We start from the raw sequence: 19,074 nt of genomic DNA on the forward strand, positions 1-19,074 counted from the left end.
TGGCGGTTGGCCGCGGGTTTTCGCGGAGTATCGAATTATAATATATTTCAATGATTTATGGTTTTTGAGCCTCCCATTGGGAAGCGCCAAATCTCCCGGCCGGCTTACCTGTGAGCGTTGATGTCGGGCCGGAGGCCGCGCCGATGCGTTAACGCTGCGGGTGAGTTTAGAGGCTCACTATACGTGAATACCTTGACCCGAACCGCCCTGGCAGGGACGATACATCGTTCCAGCGGCGATTCCTTTCCTGCCGTTTCTCGGGTTCACGCGCGTTTGCCGCGCTCCCTGTTGCTTTGCGTCATCCTCGGTTCGTCTCGGCTTTGTCGGCCGGCGTCATTCTGCAACGTATTTTGTTACGGAAAGAGGCGATGTCTCAAGCTCCCTTGAAGACGGTGCGAGCCGCAGGCCGCAGCGTCGTCGCGCGCTGGCGCATCCTCGCGCAGCAGCGCCTCGATTATCTGCATGAATTGGGCGCCAGCGGGCGCTGGAAGCTCTATCACACCGAAAGCGATTTCCTGACGATGCTGCAGGAGGCGCACACCGCGCTGAAGATCTGGCAGGAGCTCGCGCCGCCCGATGAGACGCTCGACAAGCCGGCCGAGGTTGCGGTTGCGCAAGCCGAGAATGCGGAGGCGGGCGTGCCGGACGGTCTGCCGGGCTCGAGCTTATTGGACGGTGTTGAGGCCCAGTACGATCTTCGGAAACTCTGACGCGCCGATCACCGCAAGATCGCCTGTGATGGGCTTGTAGTGATCGTAACCGACGATCGCGCCGCGCGGTGCATTCGAGATCAGGTTGCCCGTCACGAGCGTCTTGCCGGTGCCGTCCATCGCCGAGATGCCGATGCCGACGAAAGCGTTGCGGATCACGTTGTCGGAAACATTGACGTCGCGCAGATATTGCCCCCAGCCCACGACGATGCCGCAGACTGGTGCATTTTCGACCACATTGCCGGTCACGGTGGTGTCGGCCTCGACGTAAATGCCGTGGCCGCCGGTTTCGATATCCGATCCCGGATCGCGCTTTGCCCTGGTGTTGCGGATGATGTTGCCCTGCACGATGGCAAGGCGGCCGCCTTCGTTGAAATTGGCGACCGACACGCCGGTGGTGCAGCCATCGACGACATTGTTGGCGATGATCGCGCCTTCGAACGCAAATTCCGAATAGAGTGCGACCTCACGCACGTCGGTGACGTTGTTGGCGATGATCTGAATGTTGGAGGCGGAGTTGCCGCGTATGCCGGAGAAGTCGCAATTGCGGATGCGGTTGCCGCGCACAATCACATTGCCGGCGCGGTAAGCGTTGATGCCGTTGCCGTATTGTCCGGAGCCGCCGGGGCCGGCTTTGATGTTTTCGATGCGATTATCGGTGACGATGGTGCCGTCGTCGCCGGGGGCCGAGCGCAGAATCTCGATGCCATTCTCGGAAGCATCCTGAATAACGTTCTGCGCGATCAGGAGGCCGAGCGCATCGACGCTGACGATCGCGGTGGCGACCGTCTGGCGGATGGTGGTGTTGCGAATGTCGCCGGAGCACGTCTCCAGCCAGATGGCGTTGCGGCGGCTTCCGAGAATGTCGCAATCGGCGATGTGGATGTCGCGGCAGGCCTGCAGGCTGATAAGGCCTCGCCGTTGCGGCAGGTCAGCGCCGCCGCCATCGAGCGTCAGCCCGGTGAGAACGAGGCCGTCCGCGCCCTTGGCGGTGAGGAGGGCGGTGCCGCCGGTGAATTCAATCCGTGTTGCGCCGCGCGCGCCGATGATCTGCGCGCCGCTCGGCAGATCGAGTTCGCCGGTACGATAGATTCCCGGCCGCAGCACCAGCGGCGTGCGTGCCGCCGCGGTGGCGTAAATCGCGCGCTGCAACGGAATGGTCTGATCGTCGGGACTGTTGTGCTTGACGCCGAGCTGGCCCGCATCGCGGCCAAGAGGTGTCACTGCCGGGGCCGCAATCGCGCGTGCACTCTCCAGCGTGAGCACGGCAGCAGATAGGCTGAACGAGTTCACAAAACGGCGGCGGGTGAGGTTCATGGTGCGGCTCCTGCTGCCGTTTATGACACGTCCCGATATCGAAAGAGAGGGCACTGCAGGCTTTATGGCGCGCTCTTGGTTAAATTTGCCCAGCTAAAAGGAGCGAAGGGCGCGTTGCCGTGCGCGCTGGATGAGCGCGGCGAGGATCGCTTCACCGGCTGCGGCGAGATGCGCGAAGCGGATGGCTTTGGGCTTCTTCAGGTGAGCTTCGTTGCGGGCGATAAGCGGCATGTGGATAAAGGCCGCGAGCGGCGCATGGTTCGGCGAGCGTTGGGCCGCTTCGATTGTACGCCAGCTCAGGTAATTACAGAGGTAACTACCAGCGTTGATTGAGGGGCGAATGTCCACGCCATTCGCCTTTGCCGCATGCAGGAGCCGTGCGGTGTGCGCGCCGAACGACCGCGTCGCGAATGCGGCGGGATCGATCGTGCGGCTGAGAACGGCTGTATGGGCGGCATCCGGCCAGAGCTGGGTGATGGCGTTGCGCGCACGGAATTCCACCCGGCACCAGGGTGTCCGGGTTGCGAGCCCGAACATCAGAAGGATATCCGGCGCGTGTTGTGCGAGCAGGGCGGGCAATTCGGCATCGACCGCCGCATAGGTAACCGGGAAGATGTGACCGATGCGCTCGACGTTGGTGAACGCAGGGCGCGGCAGGCGGACGAGTTGGGTGACGAGTTTCTCGGTCGGGTTATAGGGTGCGCCGGGAAACGGTCCGAAGCCGGTGATCAGGACGCGAAGCCTGCCCCGCGTCATCGCTGATCGTTGTCGTCGCGCTTTGGGGGTGTTCCGCCGAAGATCGCCGTGCCTTCCGCAGAAAGATACGGCTTCAACTCCTGCCATGGCACGACCACGTCAAATCGGCCTTCGGCATAGGGGCCGACCGCATAGGGTTCGTAGTGGAACATGAGCCCGGCGCTTTTGCCGGACTCCGTTGAAGGCGCCAGCGTCACCGGGCCGATCTTGAGAAGGCTCGCGCCGATATTCTCGTACCAGTCGAGCGGGGACTCAGCGTCCACGATGCCGCGCCTTTTCTTTTCAGCCTTCAGCGCAACGATGACGGCTTTCTTCATTGCCTTCAGGGTCGGGCCGTCATCAGCGGTTTCCTTGAAGAAAGGCCTGATGCTGATGCGCTTTTTTGCAACGTCGTCCCACAGGATCGTGTTCACGTAGGTGTTGGGATGCGCGCCGTGGGTGTTGGCGTAATCCTCCCGCAGGACGCTGATGTACCGCCCGGCGACGACCGATGCCGTGAGGTAATGGCGCTCGAACGTATAGCCGTCCTTCGGAAAATATTTCGGATCGCTGCGCTTGGCATCCGTCGCTTCCTTGCGTTGCGTGCTGGCGTAGCGTTTGCCTTCCGCAAGGCAGTCGGCGGCGAGCGCCGGATTGGCCTTGATCGTGGCATCGAGGATGATGCCGATATCGACCGCATCGGTTTTGATCGCGAAATCCGGCTTGGGTTCGGCCGCGAAGCACGCTCCCGTGAGGAAGATGCCGACAACGACGATACGGACGATGTTATGGATCGGTGCGAGCGGGAGCATTCGCTTTCTATACAGCAATTCTGTGCTTATCGTCGTCCCCGATGGGGCCTATATCTCCATCGTCATGGCCGGGCTTGACCCGGCCATCCACGTCTTGGTGGCCCATTTTAGAAAAGGCGTGGATCACCGGGACAAGCCCGGTGATGACGATTGAGAGTTTTTCTGCCTGTCTGGGTCCCCGCCTGCGCGGGGACGACGTCACGAGCATCGTGACAGGGACGACATCATAAACAAGGCCCGAGCCTAATCGCTCAGCCGCTCGATACCTTCGGTCGAGTGCTGCGCCAGCGCCTCGCGCGGCGTTCGCTCTCCGATTTTTCTGTCTGGGGCGATTTCCGCGAGCGGTACCAGAACAAAAGCCCGCTCGAACAGCCGCGGGTGGGGCAGGGTCAGTTCCGGCGTTGAGATGGTGCCGTTGTCATAGGCGAGAATGTCGAGGTCGAGCGTGCGCGGACCCCAGCGCCGTTCATTGGCGCGGTCGCGGCCAAACCTTTTCTCGATCCGGTGCAGCGTGGCGAGCAGCGCGAGCGGGTCGAGCGACGTTCTGATCTCGATGCAGGCGTTGATGAAGGGCGGCTGGTCTTCCTCGCCCCATGGCGGCGTGCGGTAGTCAGATGAGCGGGCGACAAGCGAGGCCTGCGTCGCGCCGCAAATGTGCGAAATGGCGGATTTGAACGTCGCGCGGACATCGCCGACATTGCCGCCCAGCGCGATCAGGACACTCGACATGATCAGGCGCGCCGTCGTGTGATGACGACACCGACATCGTCGAAGATTGCGGCAATCGGCGCGTGCGGCTTGTGGATTGTCACCTTGACGGCCTCGACGCGGGCAAAATCCCGTAGCACAGCGTCCGCGACCGCCCCGGCCGCACGCTCGAGCAGATAGTAATTCTGCCCCTTGAAGGCCTGGCTCGCGCTGGTCACCACGTCGGAATAGGACACGGTGTCGATCAGCTTGTCGGTGCGTGAGGACTCCGAAAGATCGATGGTGAGTTCGAGGTCGATGACGAACCGCTGCCCGACCTCCGCTTCATGCTCCATGACACCATGGCGGGCGTGCATCAGCAGGCCCTTGATGAAGATGGTGTCGCTCACCGCTTGTCCCCGATTGCAGCCGCCACGCGCAGCGCCTGGACGGTCTCATGGACGTCATGCGCGCGAATGATGCGGGCACCATTCTGAACCGCGATGAGATGCGCCGCAAGAGAGCCGCCGATGCGCTGATCTGGTTCGGATGGCGAGATACTGGCGATGAAGCGCTTGCGCGAAGCGCCCACCAGAATGGGCAACCCGAACCGGCCCAGTTCGCCAAGGCGGGCCAGCGCGATCATGCTTTGCTCGGCGGTCTTGCCGAAGCCGATGCCGGGATCGAGCACGATGCGCTCGCGCGGCAGGCCGGCCTCGTCGGCGATTGCGAGCGAGCGGGTGAAGAAGGCCGCGATGTCGTCCATGATGTCGATGGCCGGGTCGGCGGCATCGCGATTGTGCATCACCACGACGGGCACGCCACGTGCGGCCGCAAGGCGCGCCATCGCGGGGTCGCGGTGCAGCCCCCAGACGTCGTTTGCAATCGCGGCACCCTGATCGAGCGCCCAGGCGGCGACGCCGGCCTTCATGGTGTCGATCGAGATCGGCACGCCGAGCCGGGTGAGGGCGGGCAGAATAGGCCGCAGCCGCGCCAGTTCGTCCTCTTCCGAAATCCGGACCGAGCCGTAGGGACGGGTCGATTCCGCTCCGACATCGAGAATGTCGGCGCCTTCAGCCACCATCCGCTCGGCCTGGGCAAGCGCGGTGGCGGGATCGAGAAAACGGCCGCCGTCGGAGAAGGAATCCGGCGTCACATTGAGCACCCCCATCACCAGCGGATGCGGCTTTCCCAGCAGCGCGGGCAATATGTCGTGCCGGGTGCTGGCTGAAGTGCCAAAGGTTGAGGAGCGGGCGGTCATGGCGCGGCTTTGCGCGGACTCGGGAAACGAGTCAAGCCGGAAGCGGGTGGGAAGGTGCCCTAAACGGCAGTGCTAGCGGTGCGATTTCAACATTCGCAACCCTGTCGGGCGGGCACGTTTGCGGATGCCGAATCTGCTAATAGCTGATCTTGAGCGGCAGCTTCTTGGCGCGCTCGATCAGCTGGCCCACTGACTTTTCGGAGGGCAGCACGCGCACCAGCTTGCGCTTGGCGTTCGCCTCGGCCATCGCCTGCGCAAGCCGCGTCGGATTGCGAAGCGCGAATTCGCGCACCGTGGCGACGCCGGCCGCGCGGATCAGTTCCGCCCTGGCGCGGCCCATGCCCTTGATCCGCATGCAGTCGGCGATGTTGGCCCAGACCAGGATCTGCTTCTCGCAAAGGCCCGTCGTGGTGGCGAGCTCCTTGCGGCCTTTATAGGTGCCCGCTCTTTCAAGGAGGGTTTCGGTCGTGCGGATGCCTTGAGCTTTCAGTTTGGCAGCAGCAAGGGGGCCGAGCCCGTCGATCTGTGAAAGAGGGTATGTCATTGCACTGGAAGAAGTTACGCGGTCCGAGAGGTAAGGCTGGAAGTCAAGACGGTCACGGGCTCTCAATCGTCACATACGACAGGAGCAGGGAGCGTGGCGCAGGCGGTGCAGATACGGAAGATCGAAGAGGTGAGAGTGTTGCGAGGTCTGCTTGGGTTTTGTGTTGATCCCTTTCAACACCATCCCTTGCAACGTGGCCCCGCATGTCATCTCTTTAGTCCTTCCGGTTTGTCCGGTTCTTGAGTTTGTTGTTTCATCTTGGTCGGATGGCGCGCGAATTACAAGAGACGAACGCGTATGCGTCTCGATTTCTCATGCAAGGCGCAGCAAGTGTTGCCATCATGCAAGAGAAAGAATGTTCAAATGCAAAATGATTGAACCAGAATAGGAAATGGCACCGACAGGGCGCGACGAATTATCTTCTTCTATTGTCGAGATTTGGATTTGTTTCGTCCCAACCTATGTTTGAATAGTTCCAATGGCATTGAAGAAGCGGGCGAGATGCGCCAATAGATGCCGATCTTGATCGCGGCCGAAGGATGAGGAACGACGATGGCGAAGACGACGAAAAAAGCTTCTGCATCAGCGAGCTCAGGTGCTGCAGGGGCATCAGCGCAGCCGGTATCGGCCGATACCGATAAGGCGCTCTTCATCGGCCGGGGTGACAAGTCCGCTTTTCTCGATCTTGCTTTCGCCAACCGCCACGGCCTCGTGACGGGCGCGACCGGAACCGGCAAGACCGTGACCCTTCAGGTCATGGCGGAGGGTTTTGCACGCGCCGGCGTTCCGGTTTTCGCCGCCGATATCAAGGGCGATCTCTCCGGCATCGCTGAAGTAGGCGAGCCGAAGGATTTCATCCTCAGCCGCGCCAAGGGTATGGGCCTTGCGTTCCAGCCCGACCAGTTCTCGACGGTGTTCTGGGACGTCTTCGGCGAGCAGGGACACCCGGTACGGGCAACCGTGCTGGAAATGGGACCGCTTCTGTTGTCGCGAATGCTCGATCTCAACGACGTACAAGAAGGCGTGCTCAACGTCGCCTTCCGTCTGGCCGATGAGAACCACTTGCCGCTGATCGATATGAAGGATCTGCGCGCGCTGCTGGACGCGATGATCCCGGTGCCTGCCAAGGCCGGCGAGGAGGACCCGCTTGCCTCGCTGCGCGCTGCCGCGCAGTCGTTCGGCAACGTCTCCAAGGCGACCGTCGGCACCATCCAGCGCCAGCTTCTGGTGCTGGAAAACCAGGGCGGCGCAAAGTTTTTCGGCGAACCCGCGCTGGAATTGAAAGATTTCATGCGCACCGACGCCGATGGCCGCGGCATCGTCAATATCCTCTCGGCCGACAAGTTGATGCAGAGCCCGAAGCTCTACGCGACCTTCCTGTTGTGGATGCTGTCCGAGCTGTTCGAGGAGTTGCCGGAAGTTGGCGACCTGCCGAAGCCGAAGCTCGTGTTCTTCTTCGACGAGGCGCATCTTCTGTTCAATGACGCGCCAAAATCGCTGATGGACAAGATCGAGCAGGTGGTGCGGCTGATCCGTTCGAAGGGTGTCGGCGTCTACTTCGTGACGCAAAACCCGATCGACGTGCCGGACAAGGTGCTGGCCCAGCTCGGCAACCGCGTGCAGCATGCGCTGCGCTCCTTCACGCCGCGCGATCAGAAGGCTGTCGCAGCGGCGGCGCAGACCTTCCGGCCGAATCCGGCGCTCGATACCGCGCGTGTCATCACCGAGCTCGGCAAGGGCGAGGCGCTGGTCTCCTTTCTGGAAGGCAACGGCACGCCCGCGATGGTGGAGCGCGTCCTGATCCGGCCGCCGAGCGCGCGGATCGGGCCGGTGACGCCGGAGGAACGCAACGCGATCATCGCGAAGAGCCCGGTGAAGGGGAAATATGACATCGCGGTCGATTCCGAGTCCGCCTATGAAATGCTTCAGAAGCGCCTTGAGACCGCGGCGACCGGCGAGGCGGGCAGCGGCGGCGGGCTTCTCGACAGCATCGGCTCCATCGTCGGCTCCGTGTTCGGCACCTCGAATTCGCGGGGGCGGCTGACCACCGGCCAGTTGATCGCCCGCAACGTCACGCGCTCCGTCACCAACAAGGTCGTTGGCGGCGTCGCGGCGGATTTGGGTAAGTCGGTCGGCGGCTCGCTCGGCAGCTCCATTGGACGCTCGATCATCCGCGGTGCACTCGGCGGCCTGCTGCGGCGGTAGCTGTTTGCGGGCCGCGTGCTTTCCGCATTTCCCGGCGCTGCAATTCGGATTACACCTCAACCGGGGCGCATGGACGCCCCGGAATTATTTCGGCAGCCTGCCTGTCGGCCCTCGTTTCTGTAAGGACACGCCACGATGTCTGATAATCTTTCTGCCGTTCTTGACCGGGTCGATACCGATTTCGACCGTAGCCTGCAGCGCCTGTTTTCGCTGCTGCGGATCAAGTCGATCTCCGCCGATCCGGCCTTCAATGACGATTGCGCCAAGGCGGCCCAGCACATCGCGGACGATCTCAAGACCATCGGTTTCTCGGCCGAGGTGCGGCCGACCGCCGGCCATCCGGCCATCGTCGCGCGCAGCGAGAGCCCGGTGCCGGGCGGGCCGCATGTGCTGTTCTACGGCCATTACGATGTGCAGCCGGTCGACCCGTTGAACCTGTGGGACCGCCCGCCGTTCGAGCCCGTTGTGACGAAGCATGCGGACGGGCGCGAGATTATCGTCGCGCGCGGAGCGGAGGACGACAAAGGCCAACTGATGACCTTCGTCGAGGCGTGCCGGGCGTGGAAGAACGTCACGGGAAGCCTGCCGCTTGGCGTTACGCTCCTGATCGAGGGCGAGGAGGAAGTCGGCTCGAAGAACTTCGGCCCCTTCCTCGAGAAGAACAAGGCCGATCTCAAAGCTGATTTCGCGCTCGTCTGCGACACCAACATGTGGGACCGCAACACGCCTGCGATCACCACCTCGCTGCGCGGCCTGGTTTACGAGGAGATCATCGTCAAGGCCGCCAACCGCGACCTGCATTCCGGTCTCTTCGGCGGAGCTGCGCAAAACCCGATCCGGGTGCTGACGCGCATCCTCGGCGGCATCCATGACGACAACGGCCGCGTCACCATTCCGGGGTTCTATGATGGCGTGAAGGATCTGCCGCCTGCCATTCTGGAGCAATGGAAGAAGCTGAACCTGACGCCCGAAATGTTTCTCAAGCCGATCGGGTTGTCGCTGCCCGCGGGCGAAAAGGATCGCTTGCTGATCGAACAGGTCTCCTCGCGCCCGACGGCGGACATCAACGGCATTGTCGGCGGCTACACCGGCGAGGGATCGAAAACGGTGATCGCTGCGCAGGCGTCGGCGAAGATTTCGTTCCGTCTGGTCGAAGGGCAGGACCCAGCCAAAATCCGCGACGCGTTCCGTGCCTACGTAAAGGCGCGCATCCCGGCTGATTGCAGCGTTGAATTCCTCGACCATGCGGGCGCACCCGCCGTCGCGCTCGATTGGGGCATGAAGCCGCTCGCGGCTGCGAGCCGCGCGCTGACGGACGAGTGGGGCACCGAGGCGCTGCTGATCGGCTGTGGGGGCTCGATTCCGATTGTTGCGGATTTCAAAAAGACGCTCGGGCTCGACACGGTGCTGATCGGCTTCGGTCTCGACGACGACAACATCCACTCGCCGAACGAGAAATATGACCTCAAGAGCTTCCACAAGGGTACGCGCTCGTGGGTGCGCATCCTCGAAGCGTTTGCGCAGGTGGCGCGGTAGCATTGGTTTGATGAAAGCCTAAACTCGTCATGCCCGCGCTTGTGGCGGGCATCCACGTCTTAAAAGCCTCAATTAAGAAAGACGTGGATGGCCGGGACAGGCCCGGCCATGACGGATGAGAGATTTCGGCATAATCAAAATGCGGTCGTGCGCTGCACTCACACCCCAACGTAAAAACGCCGCCCGGGATTGGACGGCGTTTGAAATCGTGTAGAGGGTGATGCGCGAACCTAACCCGCTTGGCGCTGAGGTCAAGGCCGTTTACGGTGGCGGAACCGCAAGCAGGCTTGCGATGCTCTGGCCGCGAATGTCGTAGACGCGGGCGAACACCACATCGTCGCGCTTCACTTCAGCATAGATCGGTGCGGGCAGGCCCTTGCAGTAAAACTCGCCGAGAGTCATCGCGAAGTCCGCGCTGTGGCTATCCCAGCCGATGGAGAAATCGGGACCGAGTGCGACCTGCGCCGGCCGCTGCGGCCCGCATACCGCGACCTTCCACTTGCGATTGGCCGGCGGAATCTCCTGCCGCAAGATGATCTGTTCGCGCAGCATGTTAGAGGCCTGCTTCAGCGCAAGACCCCAATAGTCCAGCATGAAGCGGTGGTCGGCGGTGCGCACCGTGCCGGAGATGTAGTTGAAGTGCGTGTATTGGTAGGGATGCAGCCGCGCCATGTCGATGAGCGGCAGCGTCAGCCCGGCGGCGAACAATCCGACGGCTGCGAACTGACGGTCGCGGTGGCGGCCGTCAGCGCTTACCCATGTCACGAAGCGTGCGAGCGCGAGGCCGCCCAGCATTGCCATCGGCGGGATCACGAAAATGAAATGCCGAATGCCGTTGTAGAGCGCGGGCCGCTTCACCATTGCGATTGCGAGCGGCAGGAAAGCGGCGGAGGCGATCATGATGATGATCGCTTTGCGGCGCGGATCGTCGCTGCGATGAGCGAGCGCCATGATGGTCATCACGAGGCCGCCGCCGCAGAGCAGGAGGAAGACTTCCGGCATCTGCATCGCGAATAGTGTCGGCAGATACGACCACGGCATCTCGGGTACAGAGACCACCGCGCCGTCGAACAATTCCTTCCACGGTTTTTCGAAGAATGCCGAGAAGTAGGTCAGCGCCCGCAGCGGATTGGCTGGCTCGATGATCGACCACGGCCAGATCAGGCCCATGACGATATAACCGATCAGAAGGCCCGGCAGCAGAACGTAGCAGGTGTGAACGAAGCGACTGCCGGACTTGCGCCAGCCATACGTCGCGACCTCCATGCGCCAGATCGGGATGAAGCCGATGAGCGCATAGACGACGCCGAAGCCGCCGAGCACGCGGCAACCGAGCGATAGCCCTGCACCGAGGCCGAGGATCAGCACGGTGTGCGGCGACGGTGCAGGATATTCCTGCGCAAGCCGCACGAGGCCGAGCAACAGCACGATCATCGCGACCGCGAACGGCACGTCCTTCGGATTCATGAACATGTGGCCGTAGAAGGTCGGGCACAGTGCGAGAAGAAGAAGCGCGGCGAGGCCTGCGAGCGGCCCGCCGACGCGGCGCGTCAGTCGCCATGTGAGCGCAAGGCCGATGATGCCGACGATCGCGCCGACAAGACGGCGCGTATCGAACAGGCCGAGCGGGACAACCTTGTGCAGCAGTGCGGCCGCCATGTCGAAGCCGCCGCCATACATGTAGAGGTTCGCGAACGAGAGTGCGCTCGTATCCTTGAAGCCGGAGCCGAACATCTTCAGCAAGAGGTCGGCATATTCGGCATGGGTGTAGTCGTCCCAGCCAAGGCCGTAGGCGCGAAATGTGAGAAGGGCGACGCTCGCGACCAGCGCCAGCGTGACGTAGGCGATCCTATCGTAGAGCTGATCCATCGATTGCCGGGCGGGCACCTCAACGCCGGACGCCGTGATCGATGTCATGATGGGATTACGCTCGTTAAAGGCCGTGCGGCCATGCCTGCCTGATCGGACCAGCGGTGCGATAGTGAGCGATTATGGCTTAATTTTCCTGAAACGTCGCAACAATCAGGGCGTCTTCGGGGTTGAAGGGAAGCGCGTCGCTCGAAAGGCCGCTCAGGAGGGCTGGATGATATTGGTGTTCTTATACTTTTCCGGGCAGGGGACGGAAAATTTACCTTCATCGGGCAGTTAGTTTGACAGTATTGTGGCATTGCAGGAGCCGCCCCTCCCAACAGGGCGGCAACCCGGAGTTTGAGTGATGGTTGCGTTGTTGCTGGCCGGAACGGTGGTGTTTTGCGCGGGCGTGCTGGCGATCGTATTCGGGATTCCGATCAAGGAATTTTCGTTCGGCAATACGATGATCATCGTCGGCTCGGTCGTGTCCTCGACCGGCCTCGTGCTGATCGGTCTTGGCATCCTCGCCCGCGAAGTGCGGCAGGCGGCGCGCCGGCTCGGCGCAGCCCCGCGGCTGGAAGCGACGGAGCTGGACGAGGTGCTGGTCGCCCAAGTCCCCGTACCGCCGCCGGCTCCCGCGCCGGTCAGTCCCGAACCGCGGCCTGCGCCGCGCGCGCCGGCGAACGGCGACTTCCTGTTCGCGCGGGACGATCCGGCCGCACCTTCCGAGGCCGGGGAGGAGTTCGACTTCCCGCCGCCGACCCGCGAGCAATCTGCGCGAGCGGAGCGTGCTGAGCGCTTCGAGCGCACGGAGCGTCCTGAGCGGACGGCGACCGCATCGTCCGAGCGGCCGCGTCGCGATTTCCTGTTTTCCTCGCGCCGTCGCAGGAGCGAACCGGAGGCGGCCCCGGATCTGTCGCATGACGATGAGGCTTCCGCGCAGGCCGAGTCCGGCGCGCGTGAGTCTCAATCGCCGCCATCTCAGTCACCGCCGTGGGTGCAGGCCTCGCGCTCGGCCGCGGAGGAGGAGCGTGCGTCCGAGCCGCGCCATCCGTTGCGGCCCTCGCGCAGCTTCACGCCGCCGCCGCGCCGCGAGCCGGAGGTCAGCGTGGTGAAGTCCGGCGTGGTCGATTCCATGGCCTATTCGCTTTACTCCGATGGTTCGATCGAGGCGCAGTTGCCGGAGGGCACTGTGCGCTTCGACTCGATCGAGGAGTTGCGCTCCCATCTCGACCAGCGCGGCTGATACGCCGGTGTATTGCCGGGCGCGCGTTAAATCGCGCCCTTGCGTCCCGCCGAACGGCTCGCTTAAATGTTTGTGTATCCGCGATAGGCGGTGCACCGCCTGCGCCGTCACGCAACAGCGCAGCGTTAGTGCGAACCTGATTTTACGAGAACTTGAATGAGTGAGCCGGCCGGCAAGGGCTTTGTCGAAATGGCGGCAGGCATCGTCTCCGCCTATGTCAGCAACAACACGGTCCCGCCCTCGGAAATTCCGGGGCTGATCGCGCAGGTCCATGCCGCGCTGCTGCGTGTTGCGACTGGCGCGGAGCAACCGGTCGAGGCGACGCGTCCTGCGGTGCCGGTGAAGAAATCGATGACGTCGGAATATCTCGTCTGTCTCGAAGACGGCAAACGCTTCAAGTCGCTGAAGCGCCACTTACGCAGCCGCTACAACATGAGCCCCGAGCAGTATCGTGAGAAGTGGGGTCTGCCGGCGGACTATCCGATGGTGGCGCCGAACTACGCGGTGGCGCGTTCGCAGCTTGCCAAGAAGATGGGCCTCGGCCAGCAGCGCCGTCGCGGCAAGCGGTGAGCTTCCGTCAGGCTGGTGCGCCCGGACGCGGTGCGGCATCGTCGATGACATGCCGTTGAGCTAGGCCGCTCCAAATGCAGCGTTCGCCGTGGTCCCGGTTCTGCAATGCACCGCTTCGCGCTGCGTTGCGCCCGGAACAAGCCGGCTCTTTTGAGGGAGAGGTAATCTCAAACATCGTTCGCCCTTTGGATTGCTCATCCGATCCAAACGAAAACACAAATTCGCTGGTGCGGGATATCCCCGGTTGAAAAAGTTGGGGTAGGGTGTAGGTATAAAATCCTAACGAGGTCGCCCAATGCTGCCCACCCCTGCTTATCATTCCTCGTCTTTCTCCGCTGCGCCAGCTCGCAACCCTGCCTCGCCGCCACTGCGCGATCCCGAAGCCATTCGTCGCCGCGTCGCGGCCTGCGTGATCGCCGAGTTCGGCATCACCGCGGATGAACTCGGGTTTGGCTCGCGCGGCTCGCCGCGGGCCTCGTTGGCCCGGCAGGTCGCGATGTATCTCTGCCATGTCGGCTTCGCGCTGAGTTTCGAGGGGATCGGGCGGCTGTTTCATCGCGACCGCACCACGGTCGCCTATGCCTGCCGCGTGATCGAGGAACGGCGGGAGGAGGTGCGCTTCGACACGCGCCTCGCCAGGCTGGAGCGGCAATGTGTCAGCGCCGTGCGGCGGGGGTGCGGCCAATGAAGGCGCACAAGTCCCGCACCCGGCGCAGCCATTCGGCCGGGGCCGCCGCAGCCGCGAGCGGCATCGACGTCCGGCGCGCCGCTCACATGCAACTCGGCACCCGCGAGATCATGACGGGGAACGGTCTCGACCGCGTCACCGTCAACGACAGCGAAAGCCCGCTTGCCTGGCTCGCGCGCCGCAAGGGGCGCGACGGCCGTACCATGATCGACTCCATCGAGTTCATGGCGGGCGAACGGTTGCGCGCCGATTTCACCCGCGCGCATCTCAGCCCGCGCGTGACATCGAGCTGGTCGGGGCTCGCGCGCGGCCGCAATTGCGGCGGCGGCGATGCCGGTTCGATGACGGACATGGTGATCGCCGCGCGTCAGCGGGTGCAGCTTGCGCTTGACGCATGCGGGCCGGAATTTTCCGGCGTGCTGATGGACGTGTGCTGCTTCCTGCACGGGCTCGAGGATGTCGAGCGCGCGCACGGCTGGCCCGCGCGCTCGGCCAAGGTGGTGCTGCAACTCGCGCTCGATCGCCTTGCGCGGCACTACGGGTTGCAACGCCCCGCGCATCGCGCGCCGATCCGCACCTGGCTTGCGGAAGATGCATCGTTCACGGCGTGAGGCGGCCGGAACCGCCGTTCCTGCGGAACGCGCGCACGCGGCGCGCGTTTTGCCCGTCTGAACTGTCGCTTAAAAGGAGCGTGCCGATGGACGAAATTCAGATCACGCAGGTCGAGTTGCCGCAACACAAGCGGACCGTGAACAAGCCGGCGAAGGGGACCGCAAAAAGGGGCGCGAAGGTGCACAAGCTCGACGCTTCGCAGAAGCCCGCCGCAAAACCGTCGCACACGCTGTCCCGCAAGAAGACGGGGTGAGGGCGGCTTGATCGGAATGACAGATCATTCGTAGTGCAGTGGAGCGTTTCTGATAGCAAGCATGCAAGCTTGATCAGCGTGTCCCGGGCGCGATGCGGCGCGAAGCGGTGCGTCGCAGAACCGGGACCGTAGCGAACGCTGCGTCTGGAATGGCCCCGGCTCAGCGGCGCAGCATGAAGGATGCCGCACCGCATCCGGGGCAAGATTGTCGGAATACGCAATTATCGGAAATCGGAGAGGTGATTTTGAAGCTATCTCTGAATGTCATGCGCGGGCCTCTGTCCCCGACCTGAGGATGATCCGCGCATCCATCATGCAAAGAAATTCAGCACCAAGGGATGGATCGCCGGGTCATAGGCGAGCGGAAGCGACGCCGTTCTTTGAACGGCTATGCCCGGCAATGGCAGATCATTTGTGGGGCAGCACTGAATTCCAATAGAGCATGCAAGCTTGATCAGCGTGTCCCGGGCGCGATGCAGCGCGAAGCGGTGCGTCGCAGAACCGGGACCGTAGCGAACGCTGTGTCTGGAATGGCCCCGCTCAGCGGCGCAGTATGAAGGATGCCGCACCGCGTCCGGGGCGAGCTATACCGCATCCAGAGAACAGATAGCCGGTCGTATCCGGGGCAAGCAATCGACAGCGATGATCGGAAATTTTGGAGGCGCGTGACGCCTCGCCGCTCACACCGCGGCTTCGACGGCGCGGGTGGCGTCGGCCTTGATGCGGTCGACCATCGCGCGCAGACCATTCGAGCGCTGCGGCGTCAGATGCTCGCGGAAGCCGAACTCGTCGAACACGGCGAGCGCATCGGTTGCGAGAATTTCTTTCGCGGGCTTGCCCGAATAAAGCGTGAGCAGGATGGCGACGAGGCCGCGCACGATGTGAGCGTCGCTGTCGCCGAGATAGCGCAGCACCGGCTCGCCCGTGGCGTCCTGCTCGTCCTTGCGCGAGAGCCAGACCTGGCTGGTACAGCCCTGCACCTTGTTCTCGAGCGTGTGTTCGGATTCCGGCATCGGCTCCAGCGTGCGGCCAAGCTCGATCACGTAACGATAGCGATCGTCCCAGTCATCGAGCAGCGAAAAATTCTCGCGAATGTCGTCGATCGTCGTCATGCCGAATGTGCCGGAGCTGAGGAAAGGGCAGGCGCGTCGCGCCGTTGCCTTACGGCTTATATGAGAACGGGCCCGGCGAAAAGCGAGAGTTTGAGCAATATTTTCTGCGAAAAATCGCAGGTTTGCACGGCGGGCAGCGTGCCCGCCAGCGTGGATCCGGCAGGTCGGTGCGCCTAGAGCACGGGTCCCTGCCAGGCGATGGCGAGATCGGCGTCGGTCAGCGTACCGGAGACGGACGACAGCGTGTTCGCTGCTGCGCTGTCGTCTGCGGCAGCGTCAGTTGCGTCGATCGAGCCGGTATGGTCCGGGCTCTTCCGCTCGGCCGCGCCATGCTTGCCGGTCTTCTTCGCCTTGTCGGGCGCAGCCTGCGCCTTGTTGTCCGGAGCGGCCTGCGGCTTCTCGATCTCGTCCGCTTTGGTGGCCTTGTCGTTCGCCTCCGGCTTGTCGGTCTTCTCGGTGAGGAAATCGTAGACCTTCTTCGCGCCCGCTTGCGCGCGCTCGCCGACAACGCTCGCAGCCTGTCCGCCGACCGCGCAGGCCGCGGGCTGCCGCGTGCAGAATTGCGACATGTCGGAGACGGCCGCCGTTGCCGCCAATACCGCTTCGCTCGCGCTCACCTGCGGACCCTTCTCCGAATCCGGAGCCGGGTCGCGCGGAAGCAGCACGAGCACGAGACCGAGCCAGAAGGCCATGCGCAGCAGAAAGAACATCTCGCATCCCCGTATGGCTGCGCTCTCCCGACGCAGCCTTGTTGGCCCCGTTAAACCACCGCCCGATAAATCTTGAGTGTTTTGGATTGGCTAAATTTGCGTAAAATTTGAATCGTTGCGGTTGGCGTAAATTTTCGCTTGCCGGGAACACGGAATGGCGATGCATCGCGCCCGCTTTGCCAATTTGAAACAGCGTCTACCTTTTCGAAACCATAAGCGTCCGCGCATCGAAACCAACCATTCACCATCAGGGTCGAATGCAGGCTGCAAAACGCCCGCAAATGCGCGTCGTTGCAGCCGCAGGCCGGGTTCATGTGTTCACCTTAGCGTTCGCTTAAGTTCGCTCTGACACGATCCCGCGAACAATAAAGGGGGCACGCCGGTTGCGTTCTTGCCGGCTCGTGATGTGGTTTCAGTGACGCTGTTCAGTATCCTGCGTGAGAGACTTGAATCGCTTCTGCATCCCTCGGTGAGAGGCGATGCAATGGGCAGCGCGCGCCATCGTGCCTTCATTGCGTTGCGCATGGGCGGCGGGCTTGTCGCGCTCGCCGGTGTTCCGCTTTACCTCGCCGCGCGCGGCGCGCCGTCCTCGATCGAGGTGACGATCCTCGCCTGGTTCGTGTCGCCGATCCTGATCTCCTATTATCTGTCGCGCACCGGCCGGTTCGAGACCGCGCACATTCTGTCGTCGGCTTCGCTCGCCACGCTCGTGTTCGCGGTGGCGGTGCAGAGCGGCGGCATGTCATCCTTTGCCGCGATCTGGCTGGTCGCCGTGCCGCTCGAGGCGGCGCTGTCGGCCTCGCGCCGCGTGGTGGCGGCAGCCGTCGGCATGGCGCTCGGCTGCGCGATCATGCTTGTGCTGCTCGAATGGTTCGGTGCGCTGCCGGCCTCGACCGTCACCGGCGATCTCGCCACGCTGTTCACCGCAATCGGCATTACGCTTGCGACCGTCTATGCCGCGGGGCTTGCGTTCGGTGCGGAATCGCTCGCGCACACCAGCAAGCGGCTGCTGACGTTGGAAGAGGGGCGCTATCGCCTGCTTGCCCGCCATATGTCGGATGTGATCGCGCGCCATCGCGCCAACGGCGATGTCAACTTCATCTCACCGGCCGCGGAAGCGCTGCTCGGTGTGCCGGGCCCGTTGCTGCTGCGCCATGGGCTGTTCGATCGCGTGCATGTCGCCGACCGGCCGCGTTACCTCACCGCGCTGTCGGATGCCGCACGCGGCGGCGAGGAATGCAGCGTCGAGTTTCGCGTGCGTCGCGACAGCGCCGTGCATGGCGGCGAATTCATCTGGGTCGAGATGCGCTGCCGCCCGCTGGAGCCGACGCAGGACAAGGCCAGCGGCGCCTGCGAAGTCGTCTCCGTGATGCGCGACGTGACCGAGCGCAAGGCGCAGGAAGAGGCGCTGGAAATCGCGCGGCGCGAGGCGGAAGAGGCGGGCGCGTCGAAGTCGCGCTTCCTCGCCACCATGAGTCACGAACTGCGTACGCCGCTCAACGCCATTATCGGCTTCTCGGAAATGCTGACGCATGAAGACGAGATGAAGATCGATGCCGCGCGCCGTCACGAATATGCCGGCCTCATCAACGAATCCGGCTTGCATCTGCTGTCGGTCGTGAACGGCATTCTCGATATGTCGAAGATGGAGAGCGGCAAGTTTGAACTGGTCGCCGAGCCGTTTGCGCCGCGCGAGACGCTGGCGAGTTCCTGCAATCTCATGGTGCTGAAGGCGCGCGACAAGGGCGTCGAACTGGTGCTGCGCGCGCCGTCCGATCTGCCGCAGATGACCGGCGATGCGCGCGCGTTCAAGCAGATCCTGCTGAACCTGCTCTCGAACGCGATCAAGTTCACCGAAGAAGGCGGCTCGGTCACGGTTTCCGCCGAGGTCGCGGGGCGTGAACTCGCCTTGCGCGTCACCGATACCGGCATCGGCATCGGCAAGGACGATCTCGCTCATCTCGGCAAGGCGTTCTTCCAGGCGGGTGCGAGCTATCACGGCCGTCGCGAAGGCACCGGGCTCGGGCTGTCGATCGTCAAGAACCTCGTGGCGCTGCACGGCGGCGAGATGCGCGTCGACAGCGAGATCGACTGCGGCACCACCGTCTCGGTGCGCCTGCCGATCGTATTCACGCCGGCTGCGAAGCCGAGCAACATCGCAACCCTGTCTCCGGCGCCGCGCGCCGATTCCAAAGTGACGCTGGTGAAGAAAATTGCCTAGAGCT

General features: G+C 63.2%; 20 protein-coding genes. 9 read left to right on the plus strand and 11 right to left on the minus strand.

Translation table 11 applies throughout. From position 1 onward, the window contains the following. Nucleotides 1-368: 368 nt before the first annotated feature. The gene (locus OCA5_RS07150; protein WP_012563786.1) at nucleotides 369-710 is read left to right on the plus strand and encodes a TIGR03809 family protein; all 342 of its coding nucleotides are present in this window, start codon (nucleotides 369-371) and stop codon (nucleotides 708-710) included. Here the strand turns inward: OCA5_RS07150 and OCA5_RS07155 are convergent. The 7 genes from OCA5_RS07155 to OCA5_RS07185 form a co-directional block, all read right to left on the minus strand. After that, nucleotides 666-2,027 carry a TIGR03808 family TAT-translocated repetitive protein gene (locus OCA5_RS07155; RefSeq protein ID WP_012563785.1) on the minus strand — a complete coding sequence of 454 codons (1,362 nt, stop codon included), beginning with the start codon at nucleotides 2,025-2,027 and terminating at the stop codon, nucleotides 666-668. The genes OCA5_RS07150 and OCA5_RS07155 overlap by 45 nt on opposite strands. A gap of 93 nt (nucleotides 2,028-2,120) precedes the next feature. Beyond that, nucleotides 2,121-2,783 (minus strand): pyroglutamyl-peptidase I, encoded by a 663-nt coding sequence (locus tag OCA5_RS07160; RefSeq protein ID WP_012563784.1) that lies wholly within the window; start codon nucleotides 2,781-2,783, stop codon nucleotides 2,121-2,123. After that, nucleotides 2,780-3,574 carry an RsiV family protein gene (locus OCA5_RS07165; protein WP_012563783.1) on the minus strand — a complete coding sequence of 265 codons (795 nt, stop codon included), beginning with the start codon at nucleotides 3,572-3,574 and terminating at the stop codon, nucleotides 2,780-2,782. The genes OCA5_RS07160 and OCA5_RS07165 overlap by 4 nt, the downstream gene beginning before the upstream one ends. A gap of 243 nt (nucleotides 3,575-3,817) precedes the next feature. Beyond that, nucleotides 3,818-4,303, minus strand: a complete 486-nt coding sequence (folK, locus tag OCA5_RS07170; RefSeq protein ID WP_012563781.1) for a 2-amino-4-hydroxy-6-hydroxymethyldihydropteridine diphosphokinase — start codon at nucleotides 4,301-4,303, stop codon at nucleotides 3,818-3,820. Nucleotides 4,304-4,305: 2 nt separating this feature from the next. Next, a complete protein-coding gene (gene folB / locus OCA5_RS07175; RefSeq protein WP_012563780.1) occupies nucleotides 4,306-4,671 on the minus strand; it encodes a dihydroneopterin aldolase in 366 nt (121 codons plus the stop codon). Beyond that, nucleotides 4,668-5,522, minus strand: a complete 855-nt coding sequence (gene folP, locus OCA5_RS07180) for a dihydropteroate synthase (RefSeq protein WP_012563779.1) — start codon at nucleotides 5,520-5,522, stop codon at nucleotides 4,668-4,670. The genes folB and folP overlap by 4 nt, the downstream gene beginning before the upstream one ends. Before the next feature lie 136 nt (nucleotides 5,523-5,658). After that, nucleotides 5,659-6,066, minus strand: coding sequence for a DUF4332 domain-containing protein (locus OCA5_RS07185; RefSeq protein WP_012563778.1), 408 nt, complete (start codon nucleotides 6,064-6,066; stop codon nucleotides 5,659-5,661). A gap of 552 nt (nucleotides 6,067-6,618) precedes the next feature. On the opposite strand from OCA5_RS07185, the gene OCA5_RS07190 reads away from it, so the two are divergent. Together OCA5_RS07190 and OCA5_RS07195 are read left to right on the plus strand one after the other, a co-directional pair. Beyond that, nucleotides 6,619-8,271 (plus strand): helicase HerA-like domain-containing protein, encoded by a 1,653-nt coding sequence (locus OCA5_RS07190; RefSeq protein WP_012563777.1) that lies wholly within the window; start codon nucleotides 6,619-6,621, stop codon nucleotides 8,269-8,271. Nucleotides 8,272-8,406: 135 nt separating this feature from the next. Then, nucleotides 8,407-9,807 carry a M20/M25/M40 family metallo-hydrolase gene (locus OCA5_RS07195; RefSeq protein WP_012563776.1) on the plus strand — a complete coding sequence of 467 codons (1,401 nt, stop codon included), beginning with the start codon at nucleotides 8,407-8,409 and terminating at the stop codon, nucleotides 9,805-9,807. Between the two features lie 261 nt (nucleotides 9,808-10,068). Here the strand turns inward: OCA5_RS07195 and OCA5_RS07200 are convergent, their stop codons facing one another. Continuing rightward, the gene (locus tag OCA5_RS07200; protein ID WP_012563775.1) at nucleotides 10,069-11,724 is read right to left on the minus strand and encodes a glycosyltransferase family 39 protein; all 1,656 of its coding nucleotides are present in this window, start codon (nucleotides 11,722-11,724) and stop codon (nucleotides 10,069-10,071) included. 298 nt (nucleotides 11,725-12,022) lie between these two features. Here OCA5_RS07200 and OCA5_RS07205 point away from each other — a divergent pair, with 298 nt between their 5' ends. From OCA5_RS07205 to OCA5_RS19255, 5 genes are all read left to right on the plus strand, one after another. Continuing rightward, nucleotides 12,023-12,904 (plus strand): hypothetical protein, encoded by an 882-nt coding sequence (locus OCA5_RS07205; protein WP_012563774.1) that lies wholly within the window; start codon nucleotides 12,023-12,025, stop codon nucleotides 12,902-12,904. Nucleotides 12,905-13,060: 156 nt separating this feature from the next. Then, nucleotides 13,061-13,474: a Ros/MucR family transcriptional regulator gene (locus OCA5_RS07210; protein ID WP_012563773.1), complete on the plus strand. Its 414-nt coding sequence runs from the start codon at nucleotides 13,061-13,063 to the stop codon at nucleotides 13,472-13,474. A gap of 295 nt (nucleotides 13,475-13,769) precedes the next feature. Further along, nucleotides 13,770-14,162, plus strand: coding sequence for a helix-turn-helix domain-containing protein (locus OCA5_RS07215; protein ID WP_013912998.1), 393 nt, complete (start codon nucleotides 13,770-13,772; stop codon nucleotides 14,160-14,162). Next, nucleotides 14,159-14,773 (plus strand): DUF6456 domain-containing protein, encoded by a 615-nt coding sequence (locus OCA5_RS07220; protein WP_013912999.1) that lies wholly within the window; start codon nucleotides 14,159-14,161, stop codon nucleotides 14,771-14,773. Before OCA5_RS07215 ends, OCA5_RS07220 begins: the two co-directional genes overlap by 4 nt. Nucleotides 14,774-14,859: 86 nt before the next feature. Further along, the gene (locus tag OCA5_RS19255) at nucleotides 14,860-15,027 is read left to right on the plus strand and encodes a hypothetical protein (RefSeq protein WP_012563772.1); all 168 of its coding nucleotides are present in this window, start codon (nucleotides 14,860-14,862) and stop codon (nucleotides 15,025-15,027) included. A 680-nt stretch (nucleotides 15,028-15,707) separates the two neighbouring features. Here OCA5_RS19255 and OCA5_RS07225 read toward each other — a convergent pair. The 3 genes from OCA5_RS07225 to OCA5_RS18720 all read right to left on the minus strand — a co-directional run bounded on the left by OCA5_RS07225 (nucleotide 15,708) and on the right by OCA5_RS18720 (nucleotide 17,163). After that, nucleotides 15,708-16,139, minus strand: a complete 432-nt coding sequence (locus tag OCA5_RS07225; RefSeq protein ID WP_012563770.1) for a SufE family protein — start codon at nucleotides 16,137-16,139, stop codon at nucleotides 15,708-15,710. Nucleotides 16,140-16,312: 173 nt separating this feature from the next. Continuing rightward, nucleotides 16,313-16,849, minus strand: a complete 537-nt coding sequence (locus tag OCA5_RS07230) for a DUF5330 domain-containing protein (RefSeq protein WP_012563769.1) — start codon at nucleotides 16,847-16,849, stop codon at nucleotides 16,313-16,315. A gap of 50 nt (nucleotides 16,850-16,899) precedes the next feature. Continuing rightward, complete coding sequence (locus tag OCA5_RS18720; RefSeq protein ID WP_013913000.1) at nucleotides 16,900-17,163, minus strand: hypothetical protein; 264 nt, start codon at nucleotides 17,161-17,163, stop codon at nucleotides 16,900-16,902. A gap of 101 nt (nucleotides 17,164-17,264) precedes the next feature. Here OCA5_RS18720 and OCA5_RS07235 point away from each other — a divergent pair, with 101 nt between their 5' ends. Beyond that, nucleotides 17,265-19,070, plus strand: a complete 1,806-nt coding sequence (locus OCA5_RS07235) for a PAS domain-containing sensor histidine kinase (protein ID WP_012563768.1) — start codon at nucleotides 17,265-17,267, stop codon at nucleotides 19,068-19,070. Nucleotides 19,071-19,074: the final 4 nt, after the last annotated feature.

The organism is Afipia carboxidovorans OM5, from assembly GCF_000218565.1.
GTDB classification, from domain to species: domain Bacteria; phylum Pseudomonadota; class Alphaproteobacteria; order Rhizobiales; family Xanthobacteraceae; genus Afipia; species Afipia carboxidovorans.

Excerpts from the sequence above, each read along its gene's own strand:
- OCA5_RS07150 (WP_012563786.1), top strand. The coding sequence starts at position 369 with ATGTCTCAAGCTCCCTTGAAGACGGTGCGAGCCGCAGGCCGCAGCGTC.
- OCA5_RS07155 (WP_012563785.1), bottom strand. The coding sequence starts at position 2,027 with ATGAACCTCACCCGCCGCCGTTTTGTGAACTCGTTCAGCCTATCTGCT.
- OCA5_RS07160 (WP_012563784.1), bottom strand. The coding sequence starts at position 2,783 with ATGACGCGGGGCAGGCTTCGCGTCCTGATCACCGGCTTCGGACCGTTT.
- OCA5_RS07165 (WP_012563783.1), bottom strand. The coding sequence starts at position 3,574 with ATGCTCCCGCTCGCACCGATCCATAACATCGTCCGTATCGTCGTTGTC.
- folK (WP_012563781.1), bottom strand. The coding sequence starts at position 4,303 with ATGTCGAGTGTCCTGATCGCGCTGGGCGGCAATGTCGGCGATGTCCGC.
- folP (WP_012563779.1), bottom strand. The coding sequence starts at position 5,522 with ATGACCGCCCGCTCCTCAACCTTTGGCACTTCAGCCAGCACCCGGCAC.
- OCA5_RS07185 (WP_012563778.1), bottom strand. The coding sequence starts at position 6,066 with ATGACATACCCTCTTTCACAGATCGACGGGCTCGGCCCCCTTGCTGCT.
- OCA5_RS07190 (WP_012563777.1), top strand. The coding sequence starts at position 6,619 with ATGGCGAAGACGACGAAAAAAGCTTCTGCATCAGCGAGCTCAGGTGCT.
- OCA5_RS07195 (WP_012563776.1), top strand. The coding sequence starts at position 8,407 with ATGTCTGATAATCTTTCTGCCGTTCTTGACCGGGTCGATACCGATTTC.
- OCA5_RS07200 (WP_012563775.1), bottom strand. The coding sequence starts at position 11,724 with ATGACATCGATCACGGCGTCCGGCGTTGAGGTGCCCGCCCGGCAATCG.
- OCA5_RS07205 (WP_012563774.1), top strand. The coding sequence starts at position 12,023 with ATGGTTGCGTTGTTGCTGGCCGGAACGGTGGTGTTTTGCGCGGGCGTG.
- OCA5_RS07210 (WP_012563773.1), top strand. The coding sequence starts at position 13,061 with ATGAGTGAGCCGGCCGGCAAGGGCTTTGTCGAAATGGCGGCAGGCATC.
- OCA5_RS07215 (WP_013912998.1), top strand. The coding sequence starts at position 13,770 with ATGCTGCCCACCCCTGCTTATCATTCCTCGTCTTTCTCCGCTGCGCCA.
- OCA5_RS07220 (WP_013912999.1), top strand. The coding sequence starts at position 14,159 with ATGAAGGCGCACAAGTCCCGCACCCGGCGCAGCCATTCGGCCGGGGCC.
- OCA5_RS19255 (WP_012563772.1), top strand. The coding sequence starts at position 14,860 with ATGGACGAAATTCAGATCACGCAGGTCGAGTTGCCGCAACACAAGCGG.
- OCA5_RS07225 (WP_012563770.1), bottom strand. The coding sequence starts at position 16,139 with ATGACGACGATCGACGACATTCGCGAGAATTTTTCGCTGCTCGATGAC.
- OCA5_RS07230 (WP_012563769.1), bottom strand. The coding sequence starts at position 16,849 with ATGTTCTTTCTGCTGCGCATGGCCTTCTGGCTCGGTCTCGTGCTCGTG.
- OCA5_RS18720 (WP_013913000.1), bottom strand. The coding sequence starts at position 17,163 with ATGAACCCGGCCTGCGGCTGCAACGACGCGCATTTGCGGGCGTTTTGC.